At 50.0% G+C, this 9,395-nt stretch carries 5 protein-coding genes; 2 read left to right on the plus strand and 3 right to left on the minus strand.

Features of this window, described 5'->3' with window-relative positions:
• Nucleotides 1–134 precede the first annotated feature (134 nt).
• Nucleotides 135–1,955 (plus strand): sodium:proton antiporter, encoded by a 1,821-nt coding sequence (locus AACZ40_RS15975; protein ID WP_291174726.1) that lies wholly within the window; start codon nt 135–137, stop codon nt 1,953–1,955.
• Nucleotides 1,956–2,078: 123 nt separating this feature from the next.
• Here the strand turns inward: AACZ40_RS15975 and AACZ40_RS15980 are convergent, their stop codons facing one another.
• The 3 genes from AACZ40_RS15980 to AACZ40_RS15990 form a co-directional block, all read right to left on the minus strand.
• Nucleotides 2,079–3,209, minus strand: coding sequence for an EAL domain-containing protein (locus tag AACZ40_RS15980; RefSeq protein WP_291174723.1), 1,131 nt, complete (start codon nt 3,207–3,209; stop codon nt 2,079–2,081).
• Nucleotides 3,210–3,272: 63 nt separating this feature from the next.
• Nucleotides 3,273–6,125, minus strand: coding sequence for a protein kinase (locus tag AACZ40_RS15985; protein WP_291174720.1), 2,853 nt, complete (start codon nt 6,123–6,125; stop codon nt 3,273–3,275).
• Between the two features lie 165 nt (nt 6,126–6,290).
• Nucleotides 6,291–7,367 carry a DUF6666 family protein gene (locus tag AACZ40_RS15990; protein ID WP_339674992.1) on the minus strand — a complete coding sequence of 359 codons (1,077 nt, stop codon included), beginning with the start codon at nt 7,365–7,367 and terminating at the stop codon, nt 6,291–6,293.
• A 514-nt stretch (nt 7,368–7,881) separates the two neighbouring features.
• Here AACZ40_RS15990 and AACZ40_RS15995 point away from each other — a divergent pair.
• A complete protein-coding gene (locus AACZ40_RS15995) occupies nt 7,882–8,919 on the plus strand; it encodes a sialidase family protein (RefSeq protein WP_291174714.1) in 1,038 nt (345 codons plus the stop codon).
• Nucleotides 8,920–9,395 lie beyond the last annotated feature (476 nt).

The raw sequence follows: 9,395 nt of genomic DNA on the forward strand, positions 1-9,395 counted from the left end.
GCGCCTCGACCTGATTGCAATTCCAGGTTTATCGCTTCCGATCTACGGCAGACCGGTCCTTAATATTTGAAACAATACTGACAAACGGCTTGCCTCCATTGAGCCGATTTAAAAATAAACGAGCTGGATATCAAATGAGCGAACACGCAATGCTTTCCCTGTCTTTTATCTTACTGGCAGGCATGTTGTGCCAGTGGATTGCCTGGCGGGTGAAATTTCCCGCGATTATATTTCTGCTGGCTGCCGGTATTGTCGCCGGGCCGGTAACGCAGTGGTTAAACCCGGACGAGTTATTCGGGGATCTGTTGTTTCCGTTCGTCTCCCTGGCGGTCGCCGTGATTCTGTTCGAGGGAAGCCTGACCTTAAAAATTCAGGATATTCCGGGGCTGGAACGGGTCATCCGGAACCTGATTACGATCGGGGCCTTCATCACCTGGATGATTACTGCACTGGCCACCCGCACGCTGCTGGACTTTTCCTGGAGTGTCTCATTTCTGTTTGGTGCGATCATGGTCGTGACCGGGCCAACGGTGATCATGCCGCTTCTGCGGACCGTACGCCCGAAAGAAAATGTAGCCAGTACCCTGCAGTGGGAAGGGATTCTGATTGACCCTCTCGGGGCGATCCTCGCAGTGCTGGTATTCGAATTTATTGTTTCCGGGGGAGTAGAAGGTGGATTTGCCGCCAGCCTGCTGATCTTCGGGAAGATGATCCTGATCGGGATCCTGATTGGCGCAGCGGGAGGCCTGTTGTTTGGCTTTCTCCTGAAAAAGTACCTGATTCCACACTATCTGCATAACATCTCCGCATTGGCGCTGGTCTGTGTGGTGTTTGCGGTTTCCAATGTCCTTGAACCCGAATCGGGATTACTTTCGGTGACCATTATGGGAATCTGGCTGGCCAACAGTAAAGGACTCGAACTGGATGATATTCTGGACTTCAAGGAGAGCCTGAGTATCCTGCTGATCTCCATGTTGTTTATCATTCTGGCCGCCCGGATGAATATCAGTGAATTCATTGATCTGGGGTGGCCGGCCCTGGCCGTTTTTGCCGTGATTCAATTTGTGATCCGCCCGTTAAGCGTCCATCTCTGTGCTTTGGGCTCCAAGTTGACGATGAATGAACGACATCTTTTGTCCTGGATCGCGCCGCGGGGAATTGTGGCTGCTGCCATTTCTGCGCTGTTTTCAATTCGTCTGGAATACCTGGGATACCAGGATGCGGCCCAAATGGTGCCGTTGACCTTTCTGGTGATCATCGGCACGGTTCTGCTGCAGAGTATGACGGCGGGACCACTGGCCCGATTTCTTAAAGTCGCTGAACCCGAGAATGAAGGCTTCCTGATCCTCGGGGCAAATCGGGTCGCGCAAGTCATCGCTGAAGAATTAAAGAAAAACAATATTCAAACTCTGCTGACGGATCAGAACTGGTCGGCCGTTACCGAGGCCAAGCTGAAAGGCCTGGCTGCATACTGGGGGAATCCGGTTTCAGAGCATGCGGAACGGAATATGGATCTGATGGGGATCGGAAATCTGCTGGCAATGTCTCCGCATGTCGAATTGAATGCACTGGCGGCTCAATACTATCGACTGGAGTTTGCCCCCGCGAACATCTTTACCATTCGCAATTCACAGCCCAACAGTGGTGCATCGGAAGCGAAAGCGGCTTTCCGGTACAGTGGCCGAATCCTGTTTGGTGATTCAATCACCTATCAGGATCTGGAACAGTTACTGCAGCAGGGGGCAGAGATGAAAACCACTCTGCTGACCGACGAATTCACCTTTGAAGACTACCTGGAACAGCAGGGAACCGCACGTGTTTCCCTGTTTGCGATTGATACCAACGCAGCCGTGCATGTCTTCACAGCCCAGCCTGATTTTACGCCCAAAGCCGGCTGGAAAATTATGGCGCTGGCTGCCAAAAAAATGATTGTACCGTCTTCTGAATCAGAATGATGATATCTAGATCGCATCACGTTTAATCATAGTGCCTCTCAATCTAATATACTCGGACCAAATGGGCCTGGAGACGCTACAGTAAAACTGGATACAGTTTAGCGACTGAGCCAATACTATATATTAAGGAAGAGTGATTTCCCGCTTCTCGGGTCGTCCATAGAAAAAGCCCTGTAGCAGATCAAATCCGATTTCGCGACAAAGGTTGCCGTCCTGCTCATCGTCAATTCCTTCCGCGATTGTTTGAATCTGATTCTCGCGACAGAATTGAACCAGTGATTCCACAATCGAGATCTGACGACTGCTGCCTGTTGCCAGACCGGCTACCATGGCTCGATCAAATTTGAGGTAATCAGGAGGGACTTCGACCAGTTCCCGCAAGCGAGACTGCCCGGCTCCAAAATCGTCATAAGCCAATTCGACATTCAGAGCATGCAGGGACTGTTTGAATTCGCGAATTGTCTGCAGGTCTGGCACGGCTGCTTCATGAATCTCAACGACCAGTTTCCAGATTCCCAGCAACTGGTTGATCTGATCCAGAGATTCAATGAGTCTGGAATCCAATAATTCATGGGGATGCGTATTGACGAAAATGTGACTCTGGGCAGAAAACGGTGCTAATTCTTCTGCTGTTTTAACTCGCGATGCTTCACTGAGGTTCGTTTCCAGTCCCAGTTGAGTCGCCGTCTGAAACAGCTGAAAGGGTGATTGCAGACCGGGAATGTCACAGCGGATGAGTGCTTCGACACCGTGGCGGCTCAGGTCCTTTGCACTGACAATGGGCTGATAAGCCATCCAGAACTGCTGCTGATTTAAAATCTGATGCATCTGCGTGATCATCCAGCGGGATTCCATCCCGTCGACTTCACAAGTGTTGTAATCAGGCTCCGGCAGTGCTTCCGTGCGGCCCAGCTGAAATTCCAGTGATGCAAACTGCAGCAGGTCGCCTTCGCCAACCGGCGTTGGTTCTGCAATGCGAAGACCATTCACATAAGTGCCATTGGTACTGCCCAGATCTTTTAAAATGACGACCTGGCCCACGGCTATGATTTCCGCATGAAACTTGGAAATATCATTGGCATTTAAGATCAGATCTGCTTCCGGACTGCGGCCCAGTTTAAAGGTCTCACTGCGTAGAATTGTTCTGGTCGCATTGGCGTCGTGAGAGCAGCAGCCTTCAAGAAACCAGCAGGTTTCACGGGACGGGCTGTGTGTTTTTTCACTGGTCGTGTTTTGTTGATTTAACTTTACCATGAGATTGATCCTGTGAATTGCTGTGATTGAGCGCAATTCGGATTTGATACCCGCTGAAAAAAATTATTGTACTTCCATTGACTGCCTGGGATTCCGGTAAGAACCGGCGTTTTCATATGCAGTCAGGTTGGCTTCGTTTAACGCGAGTATGAGATCTTTGTCTGTCTGACATTCGTCTGACAGAAGCAGGCTGTGAGCGGCAGCACGTTGCAGCAGAATGCCAGTCGAAGTGACTGCTTTTCCGAAATAATCAATTTTGCCATTCATGGTTTTTGCCAGTGCATTTCCCCGGTGCAGCGCCAACCCAAGCGGTAATGCGTCTTTGGCATTCGCAGATCTCTCGAGCAGCTTTGCGGCCAGTTGAATGGCGTGAGTCGAGTCACTGAAGATGATCAGTGTCCGGTCCTCCTGGGCTTTGGCAATTTCCCCTCCATGCAGTTCCGCCAGTTGACGGAGGTATTTCATTTCAGCTTCAATTTTCTGCAGAGCTGTGGCATCCCCTGAGAGTGAGAACAGTTCTTCGACCCCCGCGATCTGGGCTCCCAGAATCGTACAGGTCGAGAAATCCATCAGTTGTTGACTGGAGAGAACCTGCTCAGGAAACAGTTTGCGGAACAGTTCAATACGACTGGCATCAGCGGCAGTCAGTACATCATTTTTTCGAATGCTGCGTTCCAGTCGAAGTAGAATCGGAATGTTATACTCATTTTTCAGAATCAACCGCTGTCTTCCCGGGCTCAACGGGATCAGGGACTGTTTTTGATCTCCCGTGGAAAGATTCAGCCTCAGTGTATTTATCGGGGACTCAGAACTGATGCAGACGGGGATCGTATAAGGGAGCTGAGGGCCGCGGATCGTGTAGCTGCCGGAATCGAGTTCCAGGTCCAGTTCCAGAATTTCACCTGACTGCAGCTTCAACTGTGATACGACATGCGGCGCGTGTTCCGGACCACCAATGCAATAGGTGCTGAGATCGGATTTTCTGATTTCCGGATGAACCTGAAAGATCAGTTCAATGGCGTTCTGAAAATCGACTTCGAAGTCAAGGTCGCAGGCTTCGCAATATTCATGTTTTTTGATGTCAGCCAGTGTGTCACGCACGGTAGTGGAAATACGACAGGTCGGGCAGAGGATGTCCCAGTGCAGTTGCAGAACTCCCTGGGTGCAGGCATGCAGACAGGTTTCAGTAAGTGGCTCACGCTGGCAATCGACTGCATCAGCCAGAGCCAACGGCCGGATTCGGGCGATCTCCTGTGCTGCTGCAGTATTAATAAACTTTTCCAGAACTTTGGTGCAGGTGTCGTCTGCACCTTGTTGCTGGATCTGGCTGATACGCTCGCTCAGGCGTGACTGAATTCGTTTTTTGACGGGGGCAGATACCTGGAACGGGTCCAGCTGAGCCTGCTGATAATTCTGTTTCGAAATGATCTGATCGATTCGTGGATAGATCAGATTCAGTTTCTTGCGACCATTCACATTGACTTCGAGGAAAGCCAGCAGGCGACCCAGTAGTCCCCGTGGTGCTATTTTTACCTGATGGACCAGGCGTGTCCCGCCCTGCGGTAATGGATGCAGTTGGACAACACTGGAAAACCACTGAAAGGGACCAGTCGTGAATTCGCGAATCACACCCAGTCGCTTGCCTTCGATCCATTCAAACGGGTGTTCCCGCCATTCCAGTCTGGCCCAACCCAGTCGAAAGGAGCCGGTTTTGGAAATCGCGCCATGTTCATCGCGACCGGTCGTATATTCGACGGGAGGCAGCCCGATTGCATTATTGATCCGCTCTGTATTCGAGACAAAAGGCCAGAGTTGCTCGGGAGTGCAGGACAATTCCCATTCCCAGCTGGCTTCCATTAAGCTGGTTTTGCTGGCAGGAATGAGAGGATGCTGTGGCACAGGTGTTAATTCACCTGCCAGGATCCGTTCAATTTCATCGCGTAAATGTTCTCCGTCTGCAAATCGCGCTTCCGGTCGTTTTTGCAGGCAGCGTTCCACCAGGGCCGCTACCGCGTCGCTGACTTCGGGGTTGAGTTTTTTCAGATCAGGGGGTTGCTCGAAACAATGCATGGTGATCAGCTTCACCGAATCCTGAGCCAGGAAGGGGGGGCGACCTGCGAGAAGTTCAAACAGGGTAATACCCAGCGAATAAATATCTGTAGTCGGCTGGATGGGAGCAGTATCCATGCACTGCTCGGGTGCGAGGTAATAAGGGGTCCCCAGCATTGCCCCGGTTTTGGTTAATGCCAGTGATTCGCTTTGGTTCATATGCCTGGCCAGACCAAAGTCCGTAAGTTTGACGATGGGATGTTGATCATCAGAAATCATCTTGCAGAATGTATCTGCGCCAGACTCCGTCGTGTTTGTGAAATCACCCAGTAACACGTTCGCGGGTTTGATATCGCGGTGGACGATGCCTTTTTGATGTGCGAAGCTGAGGGCATCTGCTATATCACGAATGATTTTCAATGCCGCTTTTTCGGGAAGTCGCTTCTGCAGTCTGAGTAACTGTTTGAGGTCGATGCCGGGCACATACTCCATGGCCAGGTAAAGTTTCTGCTGATATTCCCCCGCTTCCAGTAAATTGGTGACGTGGGGATGGTTGATTTCAGCCAGCAGCCGCGTCTCTTTCTGAAAACGTTCTACCAGATGGGGATTCGATTCCATCGACTCCAGATGAACTTTAATGGCAACTTCTGAATGATCTGCCGGATTGATCGCCAGATAAACGTTCGCCATGCCTCCGCTGCCCAGCTTGCGAATTACAGGATACTTACCAATCGTAACGGGATCGGTTTCCCCGCCTTGTGTTGGAGGAGATGGGACGATAGGGGCTGAAACCTGTGTCTGATCAGCGGGCTCAGGGAGTGAATGATTTTTTTGCTCCCCTGATTCCTCTGTCGAGGATGTCTGCATTGCATTGATTCCACAAAGCGATCTACATTGAGTTTACGTAAATAAAACTTAGGTCGGGGAATGGCAGGAGCAAGCAGGTTCTGAGCTGATGTGAGGAATATCACGCAAGTATTTGTGCAGGTATCTAACGTGTGTCGCTGGCAGAGTAAAGCGGGATAATTGTTATTATCGATCCAGGTCCACGGCAAATGAGGTGTTGCTGGCGACCGGAAGTACAGGAGCATACTGTTGTTTGCGCCAGCCATAGGCATTGCCACCCGGATAAAAGGCAAAACCCAGATAAGCGTCGACCGTTCCTGTATCCGAAGGCATGATGAAATTCGCCTGCCCGAACAGAGCGACGTGATTATTCAGGGGGACATGAAAGTCAGAGCCGAAGGCGATCTGGACGTTCGTGTCAGAAGTATCTCCCAGTGCCGCATTCACCTGGCCGTGACCTTCGGCAGCTCCAAGCCAGAATGTCGTCTCGGCTCCGTGATCCCAGGTCTGTCTGAAATAGAAAGCACCCTGTGCCAGGGGATCAAGGGCAACGGGAATGCCCGCCCATTCTGCTTTGGCGTCAGATGTGGGGAACATGAAAAATGCACCCACTTCCTGACACTCATTCAGCGTGTATCCGCCCTGCATGCGCAGCTGGCTTAAAGAGACGCTTGAGTAATCCTGCTGATAGAGATAGTCAAAGACGACGGCCCAGCTGATGCGATCGTGTCTCTGGAAAAAACCCAGTGTGGTAAAACTTTGCGTGCGTGAACTGGCACCATCAACTTGCGATGTCACACGCACGGCGTGATCTGTCAGATTGACTGCCGTACCGATCTGAAATCCAAGAGACGAATCTTCGAATAACTGATATCCATAATTGGCATGCAGTCGGGAACCGAAATGGGCGTTGACTCCAAAATCCTGTGGCTGCTTGGAACCTTCCAGACCCAGGAATAATTCCAGCTGCTTTGTTTGCTCTGGTTCCAGAGAGATCACACACGCGGGTTCTTCGTCACTGTACGAGACCGGATCGAGGTCGATATTCTCAAGTTCCGCGGGGGAGAGCAGACTTTCCACTTCCGCCAGTTGTGGATGATTGCGGTACTGAGTCTGGGAGTCAAACCTCAACCGGTCTAGTGAGTCTGAATCCAATTCCAGCCCCTGATCTGTGAACTGGTAATGTTCCACCAGATCGGTGTCGCTGGTGAATTGTTCTGCTGATACTGCACTGTTCTTTTCAATGATGCAGAGAATAAGCATGACAAGAAAAAAAATGCAGCAACTTTTACATGGACTCAAAGACATGATTAATTCATCCAGACATGAAATCGGTTCGATTGACCAGCGCCTCTCACTGTTATCGACATCAGTATTCCTGCTGCGAAGGGTTTTTTGCAATGTTTCACCAATTCACAACAGACTCTTTCCGGATTCAGAATCTATCAGGTCGGGGGCTGCGCGGATGTTGACAGGTTTGGTGAAAAACAGTTGAAAACAGTATACAGATCAGATCTGTTTGAGATTAATCTACACCTGCGTTCGGAGTTTTTTCGACTGCGGATTTATTAAGACAATTAGATCGGAATGAACGGTTAAACGCTGGGTCCTGAATAGATCCGAGGTATCCCCCAGCCTTGCCATTTTATAGTGGAAATAAAATCACGGTTTCCTGATCTTTCTATTAAGAAAACCTGCTCGCAGTCTGAAAAATTCGCTGTTACAATCGAGCCTCTTTCTGTTACATCCCCTGTGAGAGAAACCGGTAATCAAAACGATGCGACGACGCGATTTTGCAAGATCATCACTGTCAACGGCTCTGGCATGTCTGTTGTCTCCCCTGCGATTACCAGCGAAGGGGGAGTCAACCGGTGGGAATCGACGTCTGCTGAAACCCGTGCATGATCAGATCGTCTGTCCCTGGCAACCCGGGCATCCCCGTCACGATCACCAATTAATTTTTCCCCTGGATCAGCGGCGATTACTGCTTGTCTGGTCAGAGTATTACAGTCAGTCGAAAGCGCCTGCGACAAAGAAAGGCTTTTCGGGAGCTGGTGACCATGTGGCCTGCCAGATTTCTTCCCTGATTTCGACTGATCAGGGGCGCAGCTGGGGAGCACGGCAGGTGCTGCAGCCTAATCGCTGGAAGCAGAACGTCAAACATCCGAATCTGATTCGTCTGTCCGAACAGGAAATTCTGTTCTCTTATGTGGGCTGGGATGATGCGAGTCAACGAAATATCTATCTGCGACGGTCAACCGATAACGGAAAGACTTGGGGTGAGCAGCGACAGATATCAGAGCCGGGCTGGTACTGCTGCAACGCCGACCATGCGCTGCGGCTCAGATCAGGGCGCGTGCTGATCCCCGCACATGGTCCTTATGCGAAAAAGTACGTGGGCGGAACTTCCTATAAGGGAGGCAACCTGCATTCGTTTGTGTTTTACTCGGATGATGGTTTTCGCACGTGGAAACGGAGTGCTGACAGCATGACCGCTCCGGGCCGTGGTTGTCACGAACCAGCGATTGTAAAACGCATACCGTCAACAGGAGATCTGCTGTTGTTGTGGAATAATGTCGCTTCTCCCTCGAACTGGCCGCGTACTCCGCTGACTGCTGCGATTTCAAAAAATGAGGGGAAAACCTGGGGACATTTTCAGGACATTGATGCGCGCGAGACATTTGATGCAGCATATCCATCTGTGACATTTATCGGTGATGAGGCACTCATTGCGTATTATTCGCGATCCACCCGCTGGAAACGTGATTCAGAAATCACTCTGCGGATTTATCAGATCAGTCAGTTCTATCGCTGAGGATCAATGGCTGAGGAAATCGTCTCACGGGCCGGTAATCGGAGGAAGTTCATTGTTGATCAGACATTTATTTTGTAATTCGGAATTCGTACCAGACTCTTAAATACAGACAGGAACAGGCGACAGATTGTCGGCAGGGCAGCAGACAGCAAAAGCGTTTTTCTCTCATAGCTGTGCAGAAATAACCGTTCAGATCTGAACGATCTTCTTTGAGTCCCTGATTCTGTATAGGTATTTTGTTGCAAAATGCCTACATTGTAGATTAATCAGAAAAAGCGCCCAATTTGTTAAAATTGTAATAGAAGTCCCATTTTATAGTGGAAATTCTTCCACAGTTTGGTTAATCCTATTATCTTATATGAAAATAGGTTGATTACGTAGAACGAGAGTTATTCACGTTTTAGCAGGAAAATGAGGAGAATGTTCAGTTCTCGCATCGAGATCTGGTTGAAATAGACAGTTAGAAAATAAGAGTT

The sequence above is a fragment of the uncultured Gimesia sp. genome, from assembly GCF_963972345.1.
In the GTDB taxonomy this organism is placed as follows: Bacteria; Planctomycetota; Planctomycetia; order Planctomycetales; family Planctomycetaceae; genus Gimesia.

What these genes read in the sequence shown, in the direction of transcription:
- AACZ40_RS15990 (WP_339674992.1), bottom strand. Translation starts at nt 7,367, where the DNA reads ATGCTTATTCTCTGCATCATTGAAAAGAACAGTGCAGTATCAGCAGAA.
- AACZ40_RS15995 (WP_291174714.1), top strand. Translation starts at nt 7,882, where the DNA reads ATGCGACGACGCGATTTTGCAAGATCATCACTGTCAACGGCTCTGGCA.
- AACZ40_RS15980 (WP_291174723.1), bottom strand. Translation starts at nt 3,209, where the DNA reads ATGGTAAAGTTAAATCAACAAAACACGACCAGTGAAAAAACACACAGC.
- AACZ40_RS15975 (WP_291174726.1), top strand. Translation starts at nt 135, where the DNA reads ATGAGCGAACACGCAATGCTTTCCCTGTCTTTTATCTTACTGGCAGGC.
- AACZ40_RS15985 (WP_291174720.1), bottom strand. Translation starts at nt 6,125, where the DNA reads ATGCAGACATCCTCGACAGAGGAATCAGGGGAGCAAAAAAATCATTCA.